Source organism: Lichenicola sp. GTC18331, from assembly GCF_055386855.1.
The window spans coordinates 3,463,611-3,489,121 of the sequence record NZ_AP045015.1 but is presented as its reverse complement, the minus strand read 5'-3'; the positions used below and the strand labels follow the sequence as shown (position 1 = coordinate 3,489,121).

Here is a 25,511-nt window from a genome sequence, read left to right as displayed (position 1 = left end):
TCGGCGCCGGCACGCATCCGTGTCATGATCTGCGACGATTCCAGCGTCGTGCGTAGTCTGATTTCCCGCATCCTCCGTGAGGAGCCATCCATCGAAATCGTCGCCAGCGTCGCAAACGGTGCGATCGCGGTGGAAACGTTGAAGCAGATCGGTGCGGACGTGATCGTGCTCGACGTGGAAATGCCGGTCATGGACGGGCTGACGGCGCTGCCGCTGCTCCTGCAGGCCGCTCCATCGGTAAAAGTGATCGTCGCCTCCGCACTGACCAGTTCAGGGGCGGCTATCGCCTTGAAGGCGATCCGTGCCGGGGCGGCCGACTGTCTGCACAAACCACATGCCGACACGAGAGAACAATTCGCCCAGGAGGTTCGGGCCAAGGTGCTTGCCTATGGGCGCCGCACGCGCCCGGCCGCTGCGTTGCCGTCGGCGAACGCACGCAACACGCCGGCAATTTCCTTGCGCCCCGTTTCGATGCGTAAGCCGAAGCTGATCGCCTTCGGCAGTTCCACCGGCGGCCCGCAGGCGTTGTTCAGCGTATTCGGTGGTCTGTCCGCGCGTTTTTCGCAGCCGCTGCTGCTGACCCAGCATATGCCGCCGATCTTCACCCGAAGCCTGGCCGAACATCTCGATCGGCTCGGCCATCGGCCCTGCGTCGAGGCCGAAGACGGCATGCTGCTGCTGCCGAACCGGCTCCATGTCGCGCCCGGCGATCGGCATATGTTGGTCGAGGCGGTCGGGGACCAATTCCGGGCTCGCTTGACCGATTCTCCGCCGGAGAATTCCTGCCGTCCATCCGTCGATCCGATGCTGCGCAGTGCCGTGACCGCAAGCCGGGGCCAGGTGCTGGCCGTGATCCTCACCGGGATGGGGCGCGATGGCGCGGCCGGAGCACGGGATGTGGTCGATGCCGGCGGCGCGGTTCTGGCGCAGGACGAGGCGACCAGCGTCGTCTGGGGCATGCCCGGGGCGGTTGCGCGCGACGGGCTGTGCCAGGCCGTGCTGCCTTTGGACCGCATCGCGACGAAGATCCGAGAACTGGCAGGTGCGGCATGAACGGCTTCGGCACGATCGCCGCCATCGTGAAAGCGAAGTCCGGACTGGCACTGGGTCCGGACAAGGAATATCTGGTCGAGGCGCGGCTGGGTCCGATCGTTCGCCGGCGCGGCCTGGCGAACCTGTCCGCTCTGGCCGATCGTCTCAGGACCGACCCCACCCTGGAACAGGAGGTGGTCGAAGCGATGACCACCAACGAAACCCTGTTCTTCAGGGACGGCAAACCGTTCGACCACGTGCGCGACGTAGTCCTGCCACGCTTGACGGCGACGCGGCCGCGGGGTGCCAGAATCCGCATTTGGTCCGCAGCCGCTTCCACCGGTCAGGAGGCTTATTCCATGGCCATCCTGGTTTGCGAGATGGGGGCGGCTCTGGCCGGGCGACCCGTGGAGATCGTCGGGACCGATATCGCCCGCGACGCCCTGGCGAGAGCCAGCGAAGGTCTCTACTCGCAGTTCGAGGTGCAGCGCGGCCTCCCTGCCCGTTTGCTGGTGAAGTATTTCACCAAGGAGGAACAGGGCTGGCGTATCAACCGGTCCTTGCGCGACATGGTGCAGTTCCGGAGCTGGAACCTGCTGGGCGATCTCTCGGCGTTGGGACGGTTCGACATCATCTTCTGTCGCAACGTGCTGATCTATTTCGACCAGCCGACCAAAGCGCGCACGCTCCAGGCGATGTCTCGCCTCCTGACCGAGGATGGCGCGCTTTATCTCGGCGGTGCGGAAACATTGCTCGGGATCGACAGCGATCTGTGCAGCCTTCCAGGCGCGCCGGGAACGTTCACGCGCCAGCCGCAGGGAGCGTCGCTCAAGGCCGCGACGGCTCCAGCGCCGTTCGCAATCGGTCGAGCAGCTCAGGCCGTTCCGTGAAGTAGTGTCCATCAAGTTTCGAGACCTGGCGGACGCCGAGACTGTTGCAAAGAAACAGGGCCGACGCTTGGTCGAGTGCGCTCGGGTCGATGCTGCGTTCCGCGATGATGCCGGCCTCCAGCAGGACCTGCCGCGCGATACCCGGCAAGGCTCCGTCTTGGAGTGGGGGCGTCCAGAAGCGGTCTTCCTGGAACAGGATCACCGTCGCGATCGTGCTCTCTACGACCAGACCGGCGGTGTTGAGCATCAGGGCATCGTCCGCGCCGACGGCTTCCGCTTCCCGCCTTGCCAGGATGCCGTCGAGATAGTTCAGCGACTTGATCCGGCTGAGCGGCGAATACTCGTTGCGCCGCGTCGAGCGAGCGGTGATCAGGGCGACGGCGTCCGACCGCGGCGAGCCCGTATTGGCGGAGATGAGCAGGGTGGGATTCGGCCGTGTGGGAGAAGCCAGACCACGCGTTGCCGGGCCGCGTGACAGGGTGATGCGAAGCGAGCCTTCGATAACGTGCTCGGCGACGATCACGGAGGTGCAAGCTGCACCGATGATCGCCTCGTCGAACGGAACCGGGATGCCGAGCGACGCAGCCCCCGCGTACAGCCTGGCCAGATGCCGATCGAGACGGACCGGTTCGGCGCGGACGACGCGGATCGTCTCGAAGACCCCGTCTCCCAGCGTGAATCCGCGATCGGACGGGTCGATCCGGACCGAAGCCGCATCGACCAGCGCGCCGTTGTGCCAGAGCGTCATCGGAACGGTTCCAGCACCGAACGAAGCTTGGCCAGCATCTCCTGATGCTCCGCTTCGGGGTCGGAGTCCGCGACGATCCCGCCGCCCGCATGGGCGAAAATCTGCCGCTCGGTCAGGAACAGGCTGCGGATCAGGATCGAGCTGTCCATGGCGCCGTCATGGCCGATCCACACCACCGAGCCGCAATACGGGCCTCGCGCCGAGGCTTCCAGCGCATCGATGATCTCCATCGCCCGGATTTTCGGTGCGCCCGTGACCGAGCCGCCTGGAAAGCACGCTCGCAGAAGAGATACCGCATCTTCGTCTTTTCGCAGGTGCGCCGTCACCGTCGAGACCAGATGATGCAAGGTGGCGATGCTGTCGATCTCGAACAGGGCGGGTACGGAAACGCTGCCCGTTTCGGACACGCGTGCGAGATCGTTCCGCATCAGATCGACGATCATCAAATTTTCGGCGCGGTCCTTCACGCTTTCGGAGAGCGCCCGGATCGCCTCCGCATCGGCCTCGGCGCCCGTTCGCCTGCGGATGGTTCCCTTGATCGGCCGCGTTTCGATCGTGCCGTCGCGATCCAGCCGAACGAAGCGTTCGGGGGAGGCGCTCGCCAAAGCTCGCCCGTCTTGCCAGCCGAGATAGGCGCCGAACGCAGCCGGGTTGTTGTTCCGCAATATCTGGTAGAGCGCCGCCGGATCGAGGCTTGGCGGTCTTTCCGCGACATGACGCACGGTCAGGTTGGCCTGGAAGATATCTCCCGCCTCGATCAGGTCGAGCCCTTGCCGCACCATCCGGCGATAGGCGCTCGGCGGAAAATCCGGCTTGAAGTCGAGTTTCGGCAGCGGGTCGAATCGCGGGATGTCGGCTCGATCGATCAGCGATTCAAACCGGTTCGCCCGATCCTCGGCCGTTTCGTGCGGATGCAGCCCCGTCGAGATCAGCCAGCAGCTTTCGTGCAGGCGATCGAAGGCCAGCACCAGATCGTAGATGCCGATCCACAGCGCCGGCAGCTCGGCATCGGCGTGGTGCCGCGTCGGCAGGCGTTCCAGCTCCCGTGCCAGATCGTAGCCCAGCATGCCGACCGCACCGCCTGCGAATGGCACCGGGCCGGGCGGCCGCCGGAACGCGGGATCTCGCACAAGCGCGGAAAGTGCGTCGAATGCGCCGCCCTGTTGATCGACACCGTTACGCCGGAGGCGACCGTTTCTCTGCTCCAGCACCTCAACCGGATCGGCGCAGAGATAGGAAAAGCGGCTGCGCGGACCGACCGGGCCGCCGCTATCGAGCCAGACCAAAAACCGCTCATGACACAGCCGGGCAAAACTTTCGGCCGGTGGGCGCCATGCGATCGGCCGGATGACCGGATCGGGTGGTTTACGGCCCGAGAAAAGCATGGACCTCGTCATCCGTCGGCATCAGCGCCCGGTCGTAGGCGAGCCCCTGCACCTCATCCGCCTGCCTGCAGCGCAGTTCCTTGTAGCGGCGGCCCGTCACCGTTGCCGCGAACCAGAAAAACGTGTCCGGCATGTCCGCGCCCGCAAACATGCGCACCTCGGCCCCTCCCGCCGCGAAGATCAGATTGGTCATCGCAGCCCCCATCGCGCCTGCCACGATTCGTGCGTCGCGCAGAGCGGCGATCTGCTGCTCGAGCGACAAACCGTGCGGGTCCATGATGTGAAAGCCGCGCTCGACGGCCAAAGCTTCAACACGGGCGGGATCTCCGAAATCGCGTCGCATCCCGTCGCCTCTGCGGATGAAGACGCGTTCGTGACCTTCGCCTTGGATATCGCGGGTCAGATCATCGATCGCCGGGGCGACCAACGGCGACATATAGACGCCGTGCGCCGTCAGCCCTTCGACCAGAAGCAGTTTGTCGACCAGCACCGGCTCCATGCCGGCGATACGGACTTTGTCGTCGGGCACGCCGAGCTTGCGCAGACTGCTCAGCATCACCCAGCCGAGCTGCGGCTCGGTCACGTTGTGCACCAGCACACCGAGCGCATCGCTCCGGATACGCTGGCGGGCGAAATGCAGCATCGGCAGCATTTCCAGCAGCCAATGGCCGTAATTATGAGCCCCGCGCTTGCTGCCGAGCACGACCGGCAGGTCGATGCGGGGGCCAGCGCCCGAGCTCTGCGCCTCCGCGATCCGGGCACGCGCCCATTCGATCTCGGAGGGGTGATGTTGCGTGGCGCTCGGTGCGAGCAATTGGCCGGTGCGATCGAAGACCAGCCCTTCGAAGGCGACGAAAACGTCGTGCAGCAGCCAGATCCTGACCGGACGCGGCGCGAAAGAGCCCTGCGACTGCGCGAAGCCGGCGGCCAGAACCTCCGCCGGCATCAGCCCGGCGCCGATCCTGTCGATCGGTGGCGCCGTGAAGCCCGGCGACTGGGCTTCCAGCAAAAGGCAGGACGACGGCGGATCGATCACGGACACGATCCGCCGCAGCCCTGAAGCTTAGTGGCCGGAATTTTCGCCGGAGAAGTCCGGAGCTTCCAGCCCGGAAGCGGCAAGCTGTTCGACCAGGGCAGCCTTGAGCCGCTCCAGACCTTCATCGCTGAACGCCTCGCAACGTGCCACCAGCACCGCCTGGGTGTTGGACGCACGCAGCAGCCACCAGCCATCCTCGGTCTTGACGCGCACGCCGTCGATCGCCGCGACCTGGGCGCCGGAGGCTTCCAGACGGGCCGCGACTTCCTCGATCACCTTGAACTTGCGGGTGTCTTCGCAATCGAAGCGCAGCTCCGGCGTGCTGACGGCGACCGGCAGTGAGTCCTTCACGTCGGAGAACGGGCCGTCCATGCGCGCGACGATGCCGAGCACGCGAACGGCGGCGTAGAGCGCGTCGTCGAAGCCGTACCACTTGTCGGCAAAGAAGACATGGCCGGACATTTCGCCCGCAAGAGGGCTGCCGGTCTCGGCCATCTTCGCCTTGATCAGCGAGTGGCCTGTCTTCCACATCAACGGCTGGCCGCCTGCGCGCTCGATCTCGTCGAACAGCACCTGGCTCGCCTTCACATCGGCGATGATGGTGGCACCCGGATGCGATTTCAGCACGTCGCGGCCCAGCACGACGAGGAGCTGGTCGCCCCAGAGGATCTGGCCCTTGTTGTCGACCACGCCGATGCGGTCCGCATCGCCATCAAAGGCGATGCCGATATCGGCACCCTTCTCCTTCACCGCGGCGATGAGCTGCTCGAGGTTCTTGGCCACGGTCGGATCGGGGTGATGCGCCGGGAAGTTCCCGTCGATCTCGGCATTCAGCACCGTGTGTTCGCCCGGGAGCGAGCCGACCAGACGCTGCAGGATCTCGCCGGCGGAGCTGTTTCCGTTGTCCCAAACCACGTTGAGAATGCGGTCGCCGCCATCCCAGTCGGAGATCAGGCGTGCGACGTAGTCGTGGCTGACATCGACCACCCTGTCGGAACCGGTGGTCTCGGGCACGACGTCGCCCGCCGCCGACAACTTGCCGAGGTGCTGGATCTGCGCGCCGAAGAACGGCTTGCGACCCAGCATCATCTTGAAGCCGTTATAGTTCGGTGGATTGTGGCTGCCCGTGACCATGATGCAGCCATCGGTCTCGAGCGTGGTGGCCGCATAATAGAGCATCGGCGTCGGGCCGCGGCCCACGCGCAGCACGTCCATGCCGGAGGCCTTGAGGCCTTCCACCAGCGCTGCTTCCAGCTCCGGCGAGGACAGGCGTCCGTCGTAGCCGACGGCGACCGTCTTGCCGTCCTTGCCCGCGACGATGCTGCCGAAGGTACGGCCGATCGCGAACGCGTCCGCGGCGTGCAGGGTCTTACCGACGATGCCGCGGATATCGTACTCGCGCAGGCTGGTCGGATCGAAGCTGTGAGCGAAGGCCATCAGAGCGCTCCCACATAGGATTTGAGGAACTGGCGCACTGCCGGGCCGAGATCCGGGCGCTCCAGCGCGAAGGCGATCTGCGCCTCGAGAAACCCGACCTTGTCGCCGCAATCGAAGCGACGACCTTCGTAGCGCAGGCCGTGGAACGGGTGGTTGCCGATCATCTTGGCCATGGCGTCGGTGAGCTGCACCTCGTTTCCGGCACCACGCTCGAGCTTGCTCAGGTGCTCCATCACGTCGGCGGTCAGCACGTAGCGGCCGATGATGCTGAGATTGGACGGGGCGTCTTCCGGCTTCGGCTTCTCGACCAGCCCGGTGACCTCGACCATGCGGCCGTCATCGTGACCGACCTTGAGGATGCCGTAACGGTTGGTGTGTTCGGGCGGCACTTCCGACACCGCGACCACGGAGCCGCCGGTTTCGTTGTAGGCGTCGGCGAGCTGCTTGAGGCAGGGCGTCTTGGACAGAACGATGTCGTCGGGCAGCAGGATCGCGAACGGGTCGTCGCCGATGAAGGCGCGGGCGCACCAGATGGCGTGCCCGAGGCCCATCGGCTCCTGCTGACGCACGGACAGCATGGAGCCCGGCAGCATGCTGGAATCCTTGAGCGCGTCGAGCGCGTCCTGCTTGTTGCGCTCCCGCAGGGTGGCTTCGAGCTCGTAGGCCCGGTCGAAATATTCGACCAGCGCGGTCTTGCCGCGGCCGGTGATGAGGCAGAACTGCTCGATGCCGGCGGCGCGCGCTTCGTCGATCGCGTACTGGATCAACGGCCGGTCGACGACCGGCAGCATCTCCTTGGCCATCGCCTTCGTGGCGGGCAGGAATCGGGTACCGAGCCCCGCGACCGGGAGCACTGCCTTACGTAACGGCTTGATCACGCGATGTACCTTCACCCTGGGGGGCGCTGCTTCGTTTAAGCAACGCAAAAGCCAGGGGAAAATGCCACGCTGCGGCACCTGCCGCAATGCCGGGTCACCGGCCTATGATCGCCTCTTTCGCCCTGGAGGGATCAGATTGGTGCGGTCGAGAAGACTCGAACTTCCACGGGGTTTCCCCCACAAGCACCTCAAGCTTGCGCGTCTACCATTCCGCCACGACCGCACCGTGACTTTCCGGGACCAAACGGTCATATCCGGATCGACGGAGGGGCATATAGACGATGGTTGGACGCTCGGCAATCACCCTTGATGCGACGATCGGAAAAGAGCGCCCGAACGTCGCGTGGAACCGTAGCGACGGCCTGATCCCCTACCCCGACGCCATGGCGGCGATGCAGGCGCGGACAGCAGCGATCCGGGCCGGTTCGGCGCCGGAGCAGGTGTGGTTGCTGGAACACCCGCCCGTTTTCACCGCCGGAACCTCTGCGAAACCGGAAGACCTTTTCAATCCGCACGGCTTCGACACGTTCGAGGCCGGGCGGGGCGGCCAGTGGACCTATCATGGTCCGGGGCAGCGAATCGCCTACATCATGCTCGATCTGCAGCACCGCCACGGGACGGTACCGGACCGCGACGTGCGCTGCTTCGTGCATGCGCTGGAAGGATGGCTGATCGCCGCTCTGGCCGAGCTAGGCGTCGAGGCCGGGCGCCGCGAGGGGCGGGTCGGTGTCTGGGTGCGCGATGCCGCGACAGGGCGGGACAACAAGATCGCCGCCCTCGGGGTCAGGATCACGCGCTGGGTGAGCTGGCACGGGATCTCGGTCAATGTTTCACCGAACCTTCGCCATTTCGAGGGTATCGTCCCGTGCGGGATTCGCGAACACGGGGTCACGAGTCTCCAGGCGCTGGGCCAGGATACGGGCATGGCGACACTGGATGCGGCGCTCGCCGCGTGCTGGCCGCGATTTTTCGGTGGAGATGCGCCCGTTATCCGGGCGGGGTGAACAGGGAAGCGGCGAAATTCTGGCCGGTCTGCTGGTCCGAGAGATCGAACCGGGTGCGATGACGCTCCGCGTCGACGGCTTCCAGGCTGGACAGCAGCAACGTGCCGTTCGCCTGACGCACGAACAGAAGGGTCAACAAGCCCTGCGCAGGATTGGACGCCCGATCCAGGGACAGTTGCAGCGTACCGGGCGAGCGCTGGATGTCGGTGACGTCGATATCGCCGGACAGATGCACCGGACCGGACAGCAGAAGACCGAGCGGGTTGGCGGCCAAAGAAATTCGCGTGGTGGCGCCGGTCGGCGCGTCATACAGGATCAGTCGGCCGTTGGTCGCCACCACGGTACGGCGCAGCGGCGGCGCATAGTCCAGCCGAAGATGGCCGGGCTCGAACCGTGCGACGCCGTTGGCGACGTCATTCGCGCCCGGGCCGATCTGGATGAAATCGGCCTTGAGTCCCCCCATGCGATCGAGTGCGTCCTGCGCCTGGGCGATGCTGGCATGATCGGCGGCGTCATGGCTGGTGGCGGGCGGCTGCAGCCCGCACGCGCCCAGCCCGGCGCACAGGGCCAGCATCGCGCCCCAGGACTGCGCTCGCCTCTTTATGCTAGCCATCCGAACGCTCAAACGGCCCCTTCGGACTCAGCACGAATACGCGCCGGATCTTCCAGATCGTAGAACAGGCGATCAACGCGCGAGAAATTGGGGTTGAAGAACGGATCGTTCTTGAAGAACGGCTTGTCGCCCCAGCGCTGATACATGGTCTGCTGCTCGCGGAAGAAGCGGGCTTCCTGATCCGGGCGCATGTCGGAACCGCGCGACAGGCTTTCGTGATGCCACGCGACGAAGTCGGCGCACCACACGACACGGCGGCCGCTTTCGAACACCTTCAGACACAGATCGACGTCGTTATAGGCGACCTTGAGATGTTCCTCGTCGAAGCCGCCGATTTCCTTGAAGACGTCGGCCTTGATCAGCATGCAAGCGGCGGTCACCGCGACCATGTCCTGGCTCAAACGCGCGCGACCGATATAGCCGTAATCGTCATCGGGAATGCCGAGATGGATATGGGCGGCGACGCCATGCGTGCCGACGATGACGCCGGCGTGCTGAACGGTCTTGTTCGGATAGAGGAACTTGCCGCCGACGATGCCGATCTTCTCATCCGCCATGGCTTCGCCGAGGATGCGGTTCAGCCAGTTCTCGTCCTCGATGAACACGTCGTTGTTCATGAAGACGTAGTATTCGGCGTCGCTTTCGGCGGTGGCGAGGTTGTTCAGGCGCGAGTAGTTGAAATCCTCGATCACGTCGAGAACGCGCACGTTCGGACGACCCTTGATCTCCTTGAAGAAGCGCGCGGCCTCGACAGTGGTCGACCAGTTATTGACCAGAATGATCTCGTAGTTCGGGTAGTCGGTGTTGTCGCGCAGATAATCGATGCATTTCCGGGTGGTCTCGATCTGGTCGCGGAACGGGATGATGATCGAGATCTTCGGCTTGGACTGCGGGATCCATTCCACACCGTAGATGGTGAGGCCGTTGATCGACGAGACTTTCGCCACCTGCCCTTTGCGCTTCAGATGATCGGCGACCGCGCGCACGCCGGCATCGACCGCATAACCTTTCTTGGACACGTCGGCGGCCGTCGAGTTCGGCGTGATCCGCCAGTGGTAGAGCAGTTCGGGAACATGCACGATCTGGGACGGATCGAGAATCTCTGAGCAGCGCAGGATGAAATCGTGATCCTGTGCGCCGTCATATTCCTTCTTCAGCAGACCGACCTCGCGCATGGTCGCGGTCTCGATCACCGTCAGATGGCAGACATAGTTGCAGCCGAGAACGTAGCGGTAGTTCCAGTCCGGCTTGAAGTTCGGCTCCAGGAAGTAGCCGGCCTGATCGATCTTGTCCTCGTCGGAATAGAGCAGCTTGGCGCCGGTGCGCTGGGCGGTGCGGATCATCACCTCCAGCGCGACATCGACCAGAACGTCGTCATGGTCGAAGAACACGGTCCATTCGCCGAGCGCCGCATCCATGGAGATATTGGTCGCCTTGGCGATGCCGACATTCTTCTTGGAACGGATGCAGCGGATGCGCTTGTCCTGCGCGCAGAACGCGTCGATCCGGTCGGACACCTCCTGGGACTTGGAGCCGTCATCGACGATGACCAGTTCCCAGTTCTGGTAGGTCTGGGCGATCACGCTTTCCACCGCCGCCACGAAGTCGGACAGCAGCGGCTTGTAGGTCGGCACCATCACGGTGACGAACGGCTCCTCCGGCAGCTTGCCGGCCTGCTTCAGAAGCTGCCGCTCGGCGGCGACACGTGCGCGGAGATTCTCGTAATAACGGCGCGCCCAGCGATCGTAATCGCCGAGATGATAGCCCTGGCTCGGCAGCAGCGAGATGATCTCGCGGCGCAGCCGCTCCATGTCCGCATACATCTTGCTCATGTCGTTGCCGATCGACACGAGCTTGCCTTCAAGGAAATCCGAGACCGTGGCGGTGACGAACGGGCTGTTGCCGAGCTCGATCATCTCCGGCAGCACGAAGAAGCGGAATTTCTGCGTGTACGTCTTCTGGAAGGCGTGCGGCACGGTGAATTCGAAGCCGCAATTCGGGTCGCAGCCGAGCACGTTGCCGACGTCGCGCCGGAACCGGTCGGCTTTGATCTGCGCGATCTTCACGTTCTCGCAGGTGATCAGGATGTCGCAGCGTGCTTCCACGATCGGCGTGCGGCCGATCTTGCGGATGACCCAGCCGCGCAGGGCATTGTGCACCAGACCGTCGACATTGCCCTGGACCTCGACCGAAGGCGTATCCGCGAAGGGATAGGACGGCTTCAGTTCGGCCAAGCCGCCTTCGCCCATATGCGGCAGAAAGGCGTTGTCCGGCAGGACGAACGACAGCACATGCTCCTCGCCATCGAGGAACTGAGGCGGAACATCGTAGGAGAAGCCCACCTCGGAGGTGGGAAGGCCGAGGGCGCCGCGCACGTCGTCGCGGATCTCGTTGCAGACCACCTCGCCCTGATCGACGCCGTCGACCAGGGCACGCAGCACCACTACCTTGGTCGGCTGCGACAGGTCGGTGACCCATCCGGACGCGCGGCCGCCCGTTTCGTAGCGATCGAAGTAGCCGTTGAAGCGGGTGGAAACGGCGTCGGCGTCAAAATTGTCCACGTCAGCCATTCCATACCCTCGAAAGCGCTTGCGTGCAGGTTTGCGTGCCCGGAACGCTAGCCGAACGTCCCCTACCGCGCAAACGACAAACCCGCGTCGGAACCGCCGCGCGGGGGCGTCCTGCGGTCAGCCTTCGCCGTGTTCGGCCGGGGTGCGCAGCACCAGCGACAGGGCGTGCAGCCCGCCACGAAGCTCGGCATCTAGCGCCGCGTGCACGGCGCGGGAACGCTGCACACGCGACTGGCCGACGAAGGCGTCGCTGACCACCAGCACGTTGAAGTGGGTTTCGCTTCCCTGGGCGCCGGCATGGCCGGCATGACGGGCGCTGTCGTCCTCGACCTCGAGCCGTCGCGGCGCGAAGCCCGCGCGCAGAATGGTCTCGATCCGGCTCGAACGGGTGGAAACGGCGGTGTTCATGCGTTGCTCCTCATGGGGACGGACCCTTTCGCGATCCGGTCGCGACCGCCCTTGCGCCGGCCGGAACTGCGCGCACATAAACGCGCGTGATGACGAGAAAGAACCAGCGGCACCGGGCCTTCGACCCCGACCCGGCGGCGCCGGATCGCAGTTGCGACCTGCCGGGCTGCGGGGAACGCGCCGGCTACAAGGCACCGCGTTCCAGACAGGCCCTGAACGATTATTTCTGGTTCTGCCTCGACCATGTGCGCGAGTACAATGCGCGCTGGGACTACTACAAGGGCATGAGTCCCGGCCAGATCGAGGCGCATCTGCGCGCCGATGTCTCCTGGGACCGCCCGTCCTGGCGCCTGGGCCATCTCGGCGGCGCCGCCGCGGCATTCGACGAGGAGAAGATGCTGGACCCGCTGGGGCTGCTGCGCGGCGCGGGCGAAGCCCGTGCGCGGGCAAAGCAGCGCGGGCATGGCGCGGCAGCAAACAAGGATCAGCGGCCGGAAGCGTTGCGGCAACCGCTTGAGACGCTCGGGCTCGGCTGGCCCGTCTCGATGGCGGAGGTGAAGAGCCGTTACAAGGATCTGGCCCGCCGCCATCATCCGGACGCCAATGGCGGCGACCGGGCATCCGAAGAGCGTTTGAAGACCATCAACGTCGCCTACACCGCAGTGAAGCAGCATCTTTCCGGCGCCGGTCTGGCCAAGACCGGCTGAAGACCGGACGTGACGCCGGACGAACCGGGCATGGCCTCGCGCCGTTGGTGTGCGGCCGGTTCGCACCTTGCATCGCGCGGAACAAGGCCGGACCATGAGATCACGCGGCCGGGCGCGGAACCGGCCCAGGGTTCCGATCATCATCGGATTGAACAGGATACGGAGTTCATGGACAGCATGGCCGAGCGCAACGCGAACCAGAGCGACATCACCGACCAGGTTCCCGGTTCCGATCTCGCCGATGCCGGCACCGAGGGTCTGCCGGGCATCGCCGTGCTGACGGTTCCGGACCGCATGGTGTCGGTGCGCTCGGTGTTCGGCATCGACAGCGATCTCGAGGTGCCGGCCTTCTCCGTGCGGACCGATCATGTTCCGGAGATCGATGCCGCCTACAAGTTCGACCGGGAAACCACCCTGGCGATCCTGTCGGGCTTCTCGCACAACCGTCGCGTGATGGTGCAGGGCTATCACGGCACCGGAAAATCCAGCCATATCGAGCAGGTGGCGGCACGGCTGAACTGGCCCTGCATCCGCATCAATCTCGACAGCCACATCTCCCGCATCGACCTGATCGGCAAGGACGCGATCGTGGTCAAGGATGGGCAACAGATCACCGAGTTCCGCGAAGGGCTGCTGCCCTGGGCGTTGCAGCACCCATGCGCGCTGGTGTTCGACGAGTATGATGCCGGGCGTCCGGACGTGATGTTCGTGATCCAGCGCGTGCTGGAAGCGGGCGGGCGTCTGACGTTGCTGGACCAGAACAAGGTGATCCGGCCGAACCCGGCCTTCCGCATCTTTGCGACCGCCAACACGGTCGGTCTGGGCGACACCACCGGGTTGTATCACGGCACCCAGCAGATCAATCAGGGCCAGATGGACCGCTGGAGCGTGGTCACCACTCTGAACTATCTGCCGCATGCGCAGGAAACCGCGATCGTGCTGGCCAAGAGCGGCTGGGACGGCAAGGATCAGGCAACACGCAAGCGTGTGGAAAGCATGGTGGCGCTGGCCGATCTGACCCGGTCCGGCTTCATCAACGGCGACATCTCGACCGTGATGTCGCCGCGCACGGTGCTGACCTGGGACGAGAACGCCCGCATCTTCGGCGATCTTGGCTTCGCCTTCCGCCTTACCTTCCTGAACAAGTGCGACGAGACCGAGCGCCAGACCGTGGCGGAATACTACCAGCGCTGCTTCAACGAGGAGCTGCTGCCGGCCGGACCCCGGGCGCGCTGATGAGCGGCGGCGGCGGGGACGGCACCCGGTCGGAAGCGTTCAAGCGCGCCACCGCCGGCGCGCTTCGAGCGATCGGCGGGCAGAAGGACGTGCAGGTCACGTTCCAGTCCGGGCCGCCGCAGGTGGCGGAAAAGCGCGTACGCCTGCCGCAGCCGAGCCGGGTTCTGCCGGACACGGAGGTGGCGCGCCTGCGCGGAGCGGCCGACCAGGCGGCGCTCCGTTTGAAGCACCACGACGCCGCGATCCATGCCGCCCGCACGCCGGAACAGCGCGATGCCCGCGAGGTCTACGACGCGCTGGAGCAGGCGCGGATCGAGGTGGTCGGCGCGCAGCACATGAGCGGCGTCGCGGCCAATCTGCGCCAGCGCCTGGAAGCAGATTGCGAGCAGGCCGGCTATAGCCGGATGACCAAGCGCGAGCAGATGCCGATGGCCGCCGCGCTGTCCCTGCTGGTGCGCGAACGTCTGGCCGGGGTTCCGGCACCGGAGTCGGCTCAGGCGATTCTGGGGCAATGGCGCGCGAATCTCGCCGAGGGCGCCGAGGACGCGCTGCGCGCGCTCGAGGCCGCCCGGAACGATCAGGCCGCCTATACCCGCGCCGCACGTCGCCTTCTGGCCGCCTACGAGCTCGCCGAGATGGAAGCCGACGCGGAGCCGGAAGAGGAAGACGAGGAACCAAGCGAAAGCCAGGATTCCGGCGACGACGAGAACGAGCAGGAGCAGCCGCCCTCCCCCCAGCAGGAACAAGGGCAAGGCAGCGCAGAACAGACGCTGGGCTCCGAACAGGAACAGTCCGGCGGCGGCGAGTCTGATCCGGACGAGAGCGAGGACGATAACGGCGCGGCGGATGGCGAGGATCGTCCGGGTGGGCCGCAGCAGGACCGTCCGCCGGCCCAGGGCGAGGTCGGCACCGCTTATCGCGTGTTCACCACGCAGTTCGACGAGGAGATCGGCGCGGAGGAGCTATGCGACCCGGACGAGCTGTCCCGGCTGCGCGATCAGCTCGACCAGCAATTGCAGAACATGCAGGGCGTGGTGTCCAAGCTCGCCAACCGCCTGCAGCGCAAGCTGATGGCGCAGCAGACCCGGGCCTGGGAGTTCGACCAGGAGGAAGGCATCCTGGATGCCGGGCGTCTGGCGCGGGTGGTGGTGAACCCGATGCTGTCGCTGTCCTACAAGCACGAGCGCGACACGGATTTCCGCGACACGGTGGTGACGCTACTGCTGGACAATTCCGGCTCCATGCGCGGCCGTCCGATCACCGTTGCGGCGATGTGCGGCGACATCCTGGCGCGGACCCTGGAGCGCTGCGGCGTGAAGGTCGAGGTGCTGGGCTTCACCACGCGGGCCTGGAAGGGCGGCCAGAGCCGGGAGCGCTGGGTGGCGGCAGGCAAGCCGCGCGATCCTGGACGCCTGAACGATCTGCGCCACATCATCTACAAGGCGGCCGACATGCCGTGGCGCCGGGCGCGCCGCAATCTCGGGCTGATGCTGCGCGAAGGATTGCTCAAGGAGAACATCGACGGCGAGGCGCTGAACTGGGCCTATCGCCGTTTGCGGACACGCCCGGAAAGCCGCCGCATCCTGATGGTGATCAGCGACGGCGCACCGGTCGATGACAGCACGCTGTCGGTGAACACCGGCGCCTATCTGGAGCGGCATCTGCGCGAGGTGATCGCCGAGATCGAACGCGGACGGGCGGTGGAGCTGATCGCGATCGGCATCGGCCACGACGTAACGCGCTACTACCGTCGTGCCGTGACCATCACCGATGCCGAGGAGCTGGGCGGCACCATGCTGGCCAAGCTGTCGGAGCTGTTCGACGAGAAGACGGGGCGCGGCGCCGGCCGTTCGGCGCGGGCTGCGTGAGCACGTCGTTTCCGCTGCGGATCGCCCGGGTGGTGGCGATCGGCCTCGCCACGGGTTGCGGCTTCATCTTCCCGATGGCGGCGATGAAGCTGACCGTGTCGGGGAGCAACCGCACGGTGGCGCTGATGATCGGGCTGGTTGCGGCCGTGGTGGTGATCCGCGGCCTCGGGCGGGTGCTGCACCGGCTGCTGGATCGGGAGCGGCGCGAGCGGCGTTTTCCGCTGCTGGCGCTCTACGGCGCGGCGGCGATGATGCCGCCGGTCGCGTTGCTGGTCGTGCCGGCCGGGCTGTTCTGACGCCAGGGCTGCGTTCGCGACGTCTCCGTCAGCCGACAAACTCGGGCCGAACGGAATGGCCCGGCATGGACGACAGCTCGGAGAGCGCGTCCCGGATCGCGTGCTGGGCGTCGGTCAGGCCCGGGCGCCAATCGTCCGCGGACAGGGACAGGCTGTGCGGCGAGAGAGCCTGCGCCAGATCGGCATCCGGCCAGTGTTCGCCCTTCGACAACGCGAAGACGAGGGTGCGGCCGACCCTGGCGGCCATGGCCTGCTCCGCTTCCCGCTGCGCGAGCGCGCGCACACGGCCCAGGTCGCCGTGCCAGGCGAAGGCGCGTTCCAGGGCCTCGCGCATATCGGTCGCGGCAGGGTAGAGCGCATTGAGGAAGAGCTGGTGTGTTTCCGGGTAATAGCGCGCGGCGCGACCGGATAAGGCACGAGCGGCGATCTCGTCCGGAGTTCGCAGGAGCAGGATCTCCGGCACGTGTTCGGCGACGAACGGGTCGGAGACTGGTCCGCTCTCGGTTTCGGCAGAAACGCCGGACGCACGCTCTTCGGGTGGAACGGGCTGATCGGTCACGACGAGGCGATGTCTGCGCGGCACGCCCAGTTGGCGCAGCAGGTCGCGCAGGGAGCGATAAAGTCCGTCCGACACCGTGGCGTCCGGAGCGCCGGAATCGATCAGCGCGCGGAGCCAGTCCGGGCGGTGCTGATGCAGGACCGGGGCGAAGTCGCGCAACTCGATCCTGTTCTGGCGTCCGTCGGCGCTGCGCAGGAACTGGCGATAGGCGTCCGGCAGCGCCGGATGATGGTCCGGCAACTCGACCAGCAGAACCACGCTGCCGGCATGGAACGGGACGCCGAACACCGGGGCGATGTGCAGCCAGTCGCTGTCGCGACGGACATCGTAGAGTTCGCCGCGATACACCAGCCCGGCCATGGCGGGCGGCATGTCGAACCGGCCCGGCGGGCAATGGACGTAGTGCAGCGCAACGCCGTCGGGGAGCGGAACGGTTTCGAACCGCGCAGCCAGACGCGGCAGGCGGGAGGCGAGCGGCTCGAACCGGTCCTCACGAACAAAAAGGTCGACGCTGTTCTCGATCCGGAAGAAGCGGGCGCTGAGCTCGTCCCAGAGCCATCCCGCTGGCATCGGCGGATCGCCCGCGAACGGGTCCAGGCTGGTATCCTGTTCCGGCGCGTTGCCGAACAGGACGACCTCGGTCCAGTCCGGGCCGTTCTCGCGCCCGGTTTCGATCACCTCAGCGCCCTTCCCGTCCGGTCCGGTCTGCCGGACGCGGCCATAGGCGCCGTCGCGCCAGCCGAGCAGCATCGCCCGCACGATCCCGTCCTGGCAGGAGCGATAGCGCAGGCCGAGGCGGTTTGACGGTAGCGACGCGACCTTGGCGCCCATGCCGAAATTGCCGTCCAGAGCCTGGGTCTTGCGGATGGAGGCGGCGAGATCGGCCATGGCGAACAATTCGGCCGCATCCATGCCGCGGCCGCTGTTGCGGATCCGCAGTTTGGGCACGCCGTTCACCGGCACGGCATCGATCCGCACCGTACGCGCGCCGTCCGGTGCGGTTTCCGCGGCTTCGAGCGCGTTTCGCACCAGCTCGCGCAACATCATCACCCGTGGGCAGCGCTCGATGAGGCTGGAGACCAGAAAGCCTTCGTCGCCGATCTGCAAACGGGTGAGCGACATCTACGCCACCACGAGCGGAAGCTGTTCCATGCCCGGCACCGTCACCAGCCCCTTGTCGGTGATGCGGATGTCGGGGATCACGGAAAGCGGGATCAGGTTGAAGCCCATATAGGGCAGACGGCAGCCGGCGGCGTCCCAGGCCGCTTTCAGCGCGCGGGTTTCGTCGGCCACCTCGGGGGCACGCTTGTCGGACAGCAGACCCGCGATCGGCAGGGCGATCTGCGCCACGACCGTGCCGTTCGCCACCACCACCACGCCGCCTCTGCTGGCGCGGATGGTCTCCACCGCCAGCCGCATCGAGGCTTCGTCCAGACCGGCGACGATGATGTTGTGCGCGTCGTGCCCGACCGAACTGGCCACGGCACCCTCGCGGAGGCCGAAGCTTTGCAGCAGGCCGTGCGCGACGGCGCCGTTGTTGCCGTGACGCTCGATCACGCTGACGAAGCAAAGATCGTGTGCTTCGAGATGCGCGGTCCAGTCCGGAGCCTGATCCAGGGAGAGGACGACGTGACGCAGGGCGATGTCGGACGGATCGACCGTGCGGATCGCGTTGACCTTGCAGGCCGTTGCGGGAAGGTCCGGCACCAGGGAGGGCAGCGTGTCCGGCAGGATCACGGTGCGGAAGGCGGCATCGGGATAGGTGAAGCGACCATGCTCCATCTGATTCGCGAGCAGCTCGGTGGAGCGCCCGTTCTCGACCATCAACGCGCCGCCGAACCAGGTGTGGCGAACGTGCAGATCGTCGGACAACAGCACCAGATCGGCGCGACGTCCGCCGCCCATGCCGCCGATCTCTCCGTCCATGGCGAAGCGCGTGGCCGGGTGCAGCGAGCCGAGGCTCCAGGCGCGTTCCTGCGACAGGCCAGCGCGCACCGCTTCGCGCACCACCCAGTCCATGCCGAAGGAGAACAGATCCTCGGCGTCGCGATCATCGGTGCAGACGCAGACGCGCTTGGGATCGCAGCCGAGTTCGGTGACGGCGCGGATCGCGGCCGGCAGGCTGTGCCAGGGCGTGGTCGGCGGGCCGCCGCGCAGGAACACCCAGACGCCGGCTTCGATCAACGCCTCCGCGATCTCGCGGGAGACGGCTTCGTGCGTGTCGGTGACGCCACTGGCGGCATAGGCCGGGACGAAGTCGGTGCCGTAGACGTGGCCGCTGACCGGCAGGCCGCGCTTGAGGGCCTCGGCGATGACGCCGTGCGAGCGTTCGTCGCCCTCGCAGACCTGCACGAAATCCATCTTCTCGCCGAGCGCCACCGCTTCCGGCCAGCGGTCGAACAGGGCGCCGATCTTGTCGGGGGTGAGGTCGCCGCCGGCGGTCTCGAAGCGGGCGGAGGTGGCGGGAACGGTGCTGGGCACGGTGAGGAAGATGTTGAGCGGCGCACGTCGGGCGTCTTCCAGCATCCATTCCACGCCGGCGACGTCGGAGACGTTGCCGATCTCGTGGCTGTCGCAGAAGATCGTGGTGGTGCCGTTGAGCAGCGCCGCTTCCGCATAGGCGCAGGCGGTCATCATGCTGCTCTCGATATGCAGATGCGGGTCCACGAGGCCAGGTGCCAGGATACCTCCTTCGAGATCGGTGATGCGGCCTGCGGCGAGACCGAGGCGATTTGCCGTACCTGCCGGCTGCATCGCGGCGATGCGGCCGTGGCTGATCCAGAGCTCGCGATCGGGAAGGATGCGCTCGGAATAGGTGGACAATATCCGTGCATTGGTGAGCACGAGATCGGGCGGCGTGCGCCCGCTGGCCACGGCGGCGAGAGGGCGCGTCACGGTGTGGAGCGCGGGGACGGAGAAGCGGGTCAGGAACGGTTCTGCGTGCATGAACCAGTCTAGCATCGGGGCGACGGGCCCGGGCAAGCGCTTCCGCATGGAGCCGATACCGTTCGCGTCGGCGATGGGATAGGGAAGCGTCCATGCTCAAAGGCTTTCTCACCGTCGGCGGCTGGACGATGCTCAGCCGCGTGCTGGGTCTGGTGCGCGACCAGCTTCTGGCCGCCCTGATGGGCGCCGGTCCGATGCAGGACGCCTTTCAGGTGGCGTTCCGTCTGCCGAACATGTTCCGGCGTTTGTTCGGCGAAGGCGCGTTCAACGCCGCCTTCGTGCCGCTCTTCTCCGAACTTCTGACCAAGGAGGGTCCGGGCTCCGCGAAGAGCTTCGCGCGGGAAGCGTTCGGCGTGCTGGTGTTCTGGCTGCTGCTGCTGACGATCCTGGGCGAACTGTTCATGCCGCAACTGATCTCGGTGATCGGCTGGGGGTTCACCGGCAACCGTCCGCTGGCGGTCTCACTCAGCCGGATCACGTTCCCCTACGTGATCCTGATCTGCGCGGCGGCCCTGGTGTCCGGCATGTTGAACGGGCTGGAACGGTTCGGCGTCGCGGCGGCGGCCTATGTGCTGTTCAACGTGGTGGGCATCGCCTCGATCCTGTTCCTGACGCCGCATGTGCAGTCGGTCGCGCATGCCGCATCCTGGGGCATCACCTTGTCCGGCGTGGTCCAGCTCGGCGTGCTGCTGCTGGCGGCGCGCCGTGCCGGCATGCCCCTGGGGCTGCCCCGACCCCGGATGACGCCGCGCATGCGCGCCTTGGGCCGGCGGATGACGCCGGGGCTGATCGGCAGCGGGGTGGTGCAGCTGAATCTGGTGGTCGACACGATGATCGGCACCAGCCTGCCGGCCGGCAGCGTGTCCTATATGTATTTCGCCGACCGGGTGAACCAGCTTCCCCTGGGGGTGCTGGGTGCGGCGGCCGGCACCTCGCTCCTGCCGCTGCTGACCCGGCACGTGCAGTCCGGCAAGCTCGAGGATGCGCGCCGGACGCAGAACAGCGCGATCGAATACGCACTGATCCTCGTGATCCCGGCAATGCTGGCGCTGATGCTGCTGGCGCGGCCTATTCTGGCGACGCTTTTCGGCTACGGGCGGTTCACGCCGCAGGACGTGATCCTGTCGGCGCAGTCGCTGGTGGCCTATGCGCTGGGATTGCCGTTCTTCGTTCTGGTGAAGGTGCTGGGGCCGGGGTTCTTCTCGCGCGGCGACACGGCGACGCCGGTCCGGATCGGCATGGTCACGCTGGGGCTGAACCTCGTCTTGAATCTGGCCTTGATGAGGCCGTTGCAGCATGTGGGACCGCCTCTGGCGACCAGCCTCGCCTCCGCCCTCAACGCGCTGATCCTGGCTGTGATGCTGAGCCGTCGCGGCTGGTTGTCGCCGGACCGGATCATGCTGTCCCGGCTGGGTCGGATGGGGATCGCCTCCGTTGCCATGGCGTCCGTGCTGCTGCTGCTGCGGATGGGGCCGATGCGCGGAATCGAGGATCACCATGGCGCCGTGCGCGTGCTGCTGCTGGGGGTGATGATCACGGCCGGAATGGGCAGCTACGCGCTGTTTCTGGACCTGCTGGGCGTGGTGAAGCTGCGCGATATGGGGCGCAAGATCGCCGACCGACTGCGGCGGAGGCGGACACGATCCGCCTGAGGGCGATCCACGTCGCACGTCAGTGTAATAATATTTCGTTTTATACTGCCTTTGCGTGTCGTTTACAGTTGCAGAAACGTTACATAGAGACAGATTATCTCGTAAATCCGCGCCTTGGCGGTGGGTTTGCCTGGACAATGCGAGGTGTTGCGCCGCACCAGAGGACACCGTCCGGATACCGGTCCGGCGGGGTGCTCGGGAACAAAGGACCCACCATGACGACGCGCGGCTTTCTTCTGGCTTCGGTTTCTCTGATGGCGTCGTTGTCCGCCGGAACCGCTTTCGCCCAGACCGCGGCTCCAGCGCCTGCCCAGCTGACGGCGCCCGTGGCGGCGCCCGCCCCCGCCGCCCCGAAATCCTGGGCCAGCGCGATCACCTTCGGCGCGCAGGTGGATGCGGGCATCACGGGCAATTTCGACAGGCCGTCGGACGGTCTGAACTACGGTCGCCTGTTCGACGACAAGGCGAACACGGTGCTGCTGAACAATCTGCAGCTGACCGCGATGCGTCCGATCGACAGTTCCTCCTCCGACTGGGATCTGGGCTTCACCCTGCAGGGCACGTACGGTTCGGATGCGCGCTACACGCATTATCTGGGCGAGTTCAACGCGCTGACGCATGACCGCAACCAGTTCTCGATCCTGCAGGCCGATCTGTTGCTGCATGCGCCGGTGCTGACGAAGGGCGGTGTGGATTTCAAACTGGGTCAGTTCGCGACGCCGATCGGCTACGAGACCATCGACCCGTCCACCAACCCGTTCTATTCGCATTCCTACAACTTCAATTTCGGTCCGTTCCAGCACACCGGCCTGCAGGCGGTGGTGCATCTGAACCCGACGGTCGATCTGTGGGGCCAGGTGGATACCGGCCTCAGCACCACGTTCGACGGCGGCGACAACAATGCCGAGCCGGCCGGTTTGTTCGGCGTCGGGTTGAACAACATTGCCGGCGGCAAGCTGACGGTGCTGGCGCTGATGCATCTGGGGCCAGAGGATGCGGTGAATTCGATCGGCTCCGCCGCCAATCGCGACATGCGTTACGAGGGCGACGTGGTGGCTACCTACAAGGCGACCGACAAGCTCACCTTTGTCGCCGAGGGCCAGTGGCAGCACGACGATTCGATCGGTGCCGACAGCTACGGGCTGGCCGGCTACATCTCCTACGCGCTGACGCCGACCCTGACCGCGAATTTCCGCGGCGAGGTCTATCGCGACAATGCCGGGTTCTTCGTGGCGGCCTTCCCGGGCAATCTCGATCCGGCACGCGCCTTGAACGGTCTGCCCAACACCTCCTATGGCGCGGGGCGGCAGACCTACAGCGAATGGACCTGGGGCGTGAGCTACAAGCCGGTGATCCCGCACGTGGCGCTGCTGGCGTTCCGGCCGGAAATCCGCTGGGACAAGTCGTTCAGCGGCGGGCATCCGTATAACGGTTTGAGCGATAACGGCTCCTTCACCCTGGCCGGCGACGTGGTGCTGGGCTTCTGATCCTCGTGCCGGACGGAATGGACACCGCCCGGCTCTTGGGGGCTTCGCCGCGGCGTTCTACAGACGCTGGCATGAGCGAAGCCGCGATTTCCTCCTTTCCCGATCCGGACGGCGCATCGCCGGCGATGGCGCAGTGGTTCACGCTGAAGGCGCGCCAGCCCGATGCGCTGCTGTTCTTCCGGATGGGCGATTTCTACGAGATGTTCTTCGCCGACGCGCAGGCGGCCGCAGCGGCGCTGGACATCGCCCTGACGGCGCGCGGCAACCATGCCGGCGAGCCGATCCCGATGTGCGGCGTGCCCGTGGCCGCCGCGCAGGCCTATCTGGCGCGACTGATCCGGCGCGGCTTCCGCGTGGCGATCGCCGAGCAGACGGAAGCGCCGCGCAAGACCGGCTCGCCCAGCAAGGGACCTCTGGCGCGCGATATCGTGCGTCTCGTCACCGCCGGCACGCTGACCGAGGACGAACTGCTGGAAGCCGGGCGGTCGAACCTGCTTCTGGCGATCGCCCGTCTGCCGGGCGCCAAACCGCGCGATTCCGATCTGCTGGGCGCGGCATGGATCGACGTGAGCACCGGTCTGTTCGAAACGGCGGCGCTGTCCGGCCCGCAGGTGTTGCCCGAATTGCTGGCGCGTCTCGATCCGGCGGAGATTCTGGCGCCTGCTGGCTTGCCGCTGGGCGAGCACGAGGCTGCGCGCGGGCCGGAGCCTGTGCCGCATGCGCCTCTGGCCGCGCGGGCCAAGCTGACGCAGCCCTTCGAGGCGGCGAGCCTCGATGCATTCGGCGATTTCTCCGATGCCGAAGCCGTGGCCGGACTGGTGGTGCTCGACTACGTGCGCGACAGCCAGGCGGGAAAGCTGCCGCGCCTGTCGCGCCCGGTGCCGCAGGGCGACCGGCTGCTGCTGGGGATCGACCCGGCCACGCGCGGCAGTCTGGAACTGCTGCGATCTCGCGACGGGGGCACCGAACATACGCTGATCGGGACCATTTCCCGCACCGTGACGGCGCCGGGCAGCCGGATGCTGGCGGGATGGCTGTCAGCGCCTTTGGCGACAGCCGAGCCGATCGGCGCGCGGCAGGATGCGTGGCAGTTCCTCCAGGCCGAATCCGGGCCGGTGGCGCAGCTTCGGCAGATCCTGCGCGGCACGCCCGATATTGCCCGCGCGCTGGGGCGGCTCTCGGTGGGGCGCGGCCAGCCGCGCGATCTGGCGGCGATTCGTGATGGCCTCGCGGCGGCGCATGCAGCGGCGGCTTTGTTGACGCCGGATGCGCCGGCCGCCCCCTTCGCAGGCCCCCTGCCCGCTTTGCTGGACGCGGCGCGCCGAACCCTGGACCGCGCGGCCGGGCTGGAAACGCTGTTGCGCCGTGCCCTGTCGGACGACCTGCCGGCGCGTCTCGAGGATGGCGGCGCGATCGCGGAAGGGTTCGATGGCGAGCTGGATGCGGAACGCCGTCTGCGCGACGACAGCCGCAAGGTGATCGCCGGAAAGCAGCTCGACTATGCGCAGCAATTCGGCGTCGCCAGCCTGAAGATCAAGCATCACGCCCAGCTCGGCTACGTGATCGAGGCGCCGGTGGGGGCGGCTGCGGGATTGCGGTCGAACCCGGCTCTGGTGCTGCGCCAGGGGACGGCCAGCGTGTCGCGCTTCACCACGGCGGAGCTGAGCGAACTGGATCGGCGGATCTCCGAGGCGGGCAGCCGCACGTCGCGGCGGGAACGGCTCGTATTCGACGCTCTGGTGAGCCAGACCCTGGCGACGGAGGCGCTGCCGGCGATCGCCGAGGCGCTGGCGCTGCTGGACGTAACGCAATCCTGCGCGACGCTGGCCGCCGATGGGCGCTGGTGCCGGCCGGAAATCCTGGAGGATGCGACGTTCCGGATGACGGCCCTGCGGCATCCGGTGGTGGAAGCGGCGTTGAGCCGGACCGACCGGTTCACGCCCAACGATTGCGATCTCTCCGACGGGCGGCGCGTGATGCTGCTGACCGGCCCGAACATGGCCGGAAAATCGACCTTCCTGCGTCAGGCGGCGCTGGCGGTGGTTCTGGCGCAGGCCGGTCTGCCTGTGCCGGCGGAGCGGGCGGAGATCGGGCTTGTGGACCGGTTGTTCTCCCGCGTCGGCGCGTCCGACGATCTGGCGCGCGGGCGCAGCACCTTTATGGTGGAGATGACGGAGACCGCGTCGATCCTGAACCTCGCCGGACCGCGCTCGCTGGTGGTGGTGGACGAGATCGGCCGCGGCACCTCGACCCTGGACGGGCTGGCGATCGCCTGGGCGGTGCTGGAGTCGCTGCACGGCGCGCAGCGCTGCCGCACCATCTTCGCCACCCATTTCCACGAGCTAGGCGAGCTGGCCGACACGTTGCCGGGCCTGTGTCCACACACGATGAGCGTGCGGGAATGGAAGAACCAGGTGGTGTTCCGGCACGAGGTTCTGCCCGGCGTGGCGGGACGGAGCTGGGGCGTGCACGTGGCCAAGCTGGCGGGCGTACCGGAGCCGGTGGTGCGTCGTGCCGGGCGGCTGCTGTCGGCGCTGGAAAAGAGTCGCGGCGAGACGGCGGCGCGCCTGCCGCTTTTCGCCGGGCTGGACAAGGAGGAGTCGAAAGCCGACCCGTTCCGGGAGGCGATGGCGGCGATCGACCCGGACAGTCTCACCCCGCGCGAAGCGTTAGAGGCGCTGTACCAACTGCGCGCGATTTTTGTTGCATCGCATGATCAAGCTGTTGCGACCAACAGCGACGCGCTACGTTCGCGCTAG

Annotated in this window: 20 protein-coding genes and 1 tRNA gene; 10 read left to right on the top strand and 11 right to left on the bottom strand. The window is 66.5% G+C overall.

Annotated elements, in window-relative coordinates; all coding sequences use genetic code 11:
• The first annotated feature begins 24 nt into the window (after window positions 1-24).
• Both ACZ5BM_RS15945 and ACZ5BM_RS15940 read left to right on the top strand, forming a co-directional pair.
• The gene (locus ACZ5BM_RS15945; RefSeq protein WP_498909111.1) at window positions 25-1,053 is read left to right on the top strand and encodes a protein-glutamate methylesterase/protein-glutamine glutaminase; all 1,029 of its coding nucleotides are present in this window, start codon (window positions 25-27) and stop codon (window positions 1,051-1,053) included.
• Complete coding sequence (locus tag ACZ5BM_RS15940) at window positions 1,050-1,922, top strand: CheR family methyltransferase (RefSeq protein WP_498909110.1); 873 nt, start codon at window positions 1,050-1,052, stop codon at window positions 1,920-1,922. Before ACZ5BM_RS15945 ends, ACZ5BM_RS15940 begins: the two co-directional genes overlap by 4 nt.
• Here the strand turns inward: ACZ5BM_RS15940 and ACZ5BM_RS15935 are convergent.
• The 6 genes from ACZ5BM_RS15935 to ACZ5BM_RS15910 all read right to left on the bottom strand — a co-directional run bounded on the left by ACZ5BM_RS15935 (window position 1,861) and on the right by ACZ5BM_RS15910 (window position 7,629).
• Entirely contained in the window at window positions 1,861-2,670 is an 810-nt protein-coding gene (locus ACZ5BM_RS15935) for an aminotransferase class IV (RefSeq protein WP_498909109.1), read from the bottom strand. The genes ACZ5BM_RS15940 and ACZ5BM_RS15935 overlap by 62 nt on opposite strands.
• Window positions 2,667-3,956: an anthranilate synthase component I family protein gene (locus tag ACZ5BM_RS15930; protein ID WP_498909108.1), complete on the bottom strand. Its 1,290-nt coding sequence runs from the start codon at window positions 3,954-3,956 to the stop codon at window positions 2,667-2,669. The genes ACZ5BM_RS15935 and ACZ5BM_RS15930 overlap by 4 nt, the downstream gene beginning before the upstream one ends.
• 79 nt (window positions 3,957-4,035) lie before the next feature.
• Entirely contained in the window at window positions 4,036-5,091 is a 1,056-nt protein-coding gene (locus tag ACZ5BM_RS15925; RefSeq protein WP_498909107.1) for a glycosyltransferase family 61 protein, read from the bottom strand.
• 27 nt (window positions 5,092-5,118) lie between these two features.
• Window positions 5,119-6,528 (bottom strand): phosphomannomutase/phosphoglucomutase, encoded by a 1,410-nt coding sequence (gene pgmG, locus ACZ5BM_RS15920; RefSeq protein WP_498909106.1) that lies wholly within the window; start codon window positions 6,526-6,528, stop codon window positions 5,119-5,121.
• Window positions 6,528-7,406, bottom strand: coding sequence for a UTP--glucose-1-phosphate uridylyltransferase GalU (gene galU / locus ACZ5BM_RS15915; protein WP_498909105.1), 879 nt, complete (start codon window positions 7,404-7,406; stop codon window positions 6,528-6,530). The genes pgmG and galU overlap by 1 nt, the downstream gene beginning before the upstream one ends.
• Before the next feature lie 137 nt (window positions 7,407-7,543).
• Window positions 7,544-7,629, bottom strand: a tRNA-Leu gene (locus ACZ5BM_RS15910).
• A 58-nt stretch (window positions 7,630-7,687) separates the two neighbouring features.
• Here ACZ5BM_RS15910 and lipB point away from each other — a divergent pair.
• Window positions 7,688-8,410 (top strand): lipoate-protein ligase B, encoded by a 723-nt coding sequence (gene lipB, locus ACZ5BM_RS15905; RefSeq protein ID WP_498909104.1) that lies wholly within the window; start codon window positions 7,688-7,690, stop codon window positions 8,408-8,410.
• Here lipB and ACZ5BM_RS15900 read toward each other — a convergent pair.
• From ACZ5BM_RS15900 to ACZ5BM_RS15890, 3 genes are all read right to left on the bottom strand, one after another.
• Window positions 8,394-9,023, bottom strand: coding sequence for a LolA family protein (locus ACZ5BM_RS15900; RefSeq protein ID WP_498909103.1), 630 nt, complete (start codon window positions 9,021-9,023; stop codon window positions 8,394-8,396). The two genes, lipB and ACZ5BM_RS15900, sit on opposite strands and share 17 nt — an antisense overlap.
• A gap of 8 nt (window positions 9,024-9,031) precedes the next feature.
• Window positions 9,032-11,584 carry a glycosyltransferase family 2 protein gene (locus ACZ5BM_RS15895; RefSeq protein ID WP_498909102.1) on the bottom strand — a complete coding sequence of 851 codons (2,553 nt, stop codon included), beginning with the start codon at window positions 11,582-11,584 and terminating at the stop codon, window positions 9,032-9,034.
• Window positions 11,585-11,710: 126 nt separating this feature from the next.
• The gene (locus ACZ5BM_RS15890) at window positions 11,711-12,001 is read right to left on the bottom strand and encodes a BolA family protein (protein WP_498909101.1); all 291 of its coding nucleotides are present in this window, start codon (window positions 11,999-12,001) and stop codon (window positions 11,711-11,713) included.
• Between the two features lie 86 nt (window positions 12,002-12,087).
• Between ACZ5BM_RS15890 and ACZ5BM_RS15885 the strand changes: the two genes are divergently transcribed.
• The 4 genes from ACZ5BM_RS15885 (at window position 12,088) to ACZ5BM_RS15870 (ending at window position 16,108) form a co-directional block, all read left to right on the top strand.
• Window positions 12,088-12,708, top strand: coding sequence for a J domain-containing protein (locus ACZ5BM_RS15885; protein ID WP_498909100.1), 621 nt, complete (start codon window positions 12,088-12,090; stop codon window positions 12,706-12,708).
• 177 nt (window positions 12,709-12,885) lie between these two features.
• A complete protein-coding gene (gene cobS, locus ACZ5BM_RS15880) occupies window positions 12,886-13,944 on the top strand; it encodes a cobaltochelatase subunit CobS (RefSeq protein ID WP_498911680.1) in 1,059 nt (352 codons plus the stop codon).
• Complete coding sequence (gene cobT / locus ACZ5BM_RS15875; protein WP_498909099.1) at window positions 13,944-15,812, top strand: cobaltochelatase subunit CobT; 1,869 nt, start codon at window positions 13,944-13,946, stop codon at window positions 15,810-15,812. Before cobS ends, cobT begins: the two co-directional genes overlap by 1 nt.
• Window positions 15,809-16,108 (top strand): hypothetical protein, encoded by a 300-nt coding sequence (locus tag ACZ5BM_RS15870; protein WP_498909098.1) that lies wholly within the window; start codon window positions 15,809-15,811, stop codon window positions 16,106-16,108. The genes cobT and ACZ5BM_RS15870 overlap by 4 nt, the downstream gene beginning before the upstream one ends.
• 28 nt (window positions 16,109-16,136) lie before the next feature.
• Here ACZ5BM_RS15870 and ACZ5BM_RS15865 read toward each other — a convergent pair whose 3' ends face one another.
• Complete coding sequence (locus tag ACZ5BM_RS15865; RefSeq protein ID WP_498909097.1) at window positions 16,137-17,789, bottom strand: ATP-binding protein; 1,653 nt, start codon at window positions 17,787-17,789, stop codon at window positions 16,137-16,139.
• On the bottom strand, window positions 17,790-19,613 hold the full coding sequence (locus ACZ5BM_RS15860) for an adenine deaminase C-terminal domain-containing protein (protein ID WP_498909096.1): 1,824 nt from the start codon (window positions 19,611-19,613) through the stop codon (window positions 17,790-17,792).
• Window positions 19,614-19,705: 92 nt separating this feature from the next.
• Between ACZ5BM_RS15860 and murJ the strand changes: the two genes are divergently transcribed.
• The 3 genes from murJ to mutS all read left to right on the top strand — a co-directional run bounded on the left by murJ (window position 19,706) and on the right by mutS (window position 25,511).
• Complete coding sequence (murJ, locus tag ACZ5BM_RS15855) at window positions 19,706-21,265, top strand: murein biosynthesis integral membrane protein MurJ (RefSeq protein WP_498909095.1); 1,560 nt, start codon at window positions 19,706-19,708, stop codon at window positions 21,263-21,265.
• A gap of 215 nt (window positions 21,266-21,480) precedes the next feature.
• Window positions 21,481-22,752 carry a porin family protein gene (locus ACZ5BM_RS15850; RefSeq protein ID WP_498909094.1) on the top strand — a complete coding sequence of 424 codons (1,272 nt, stop codon included), beginning with the start codon at window positions 21,481-21,483 and terminating at the stop codon, window positions 22,750-22,752.
• Between the two features lie 71 nt (window positions 22,753-22,823).
• A complete protein-coding gene (gene mutS / locus ACZ5BM_RS15845) occupies window positions 22,824-25,511 on the top strand; it encodes a DNA mismatch repair protein MutS (RefSeq protein WP_498909092.1) in 2,688 nt (895 codons plus the stop codon).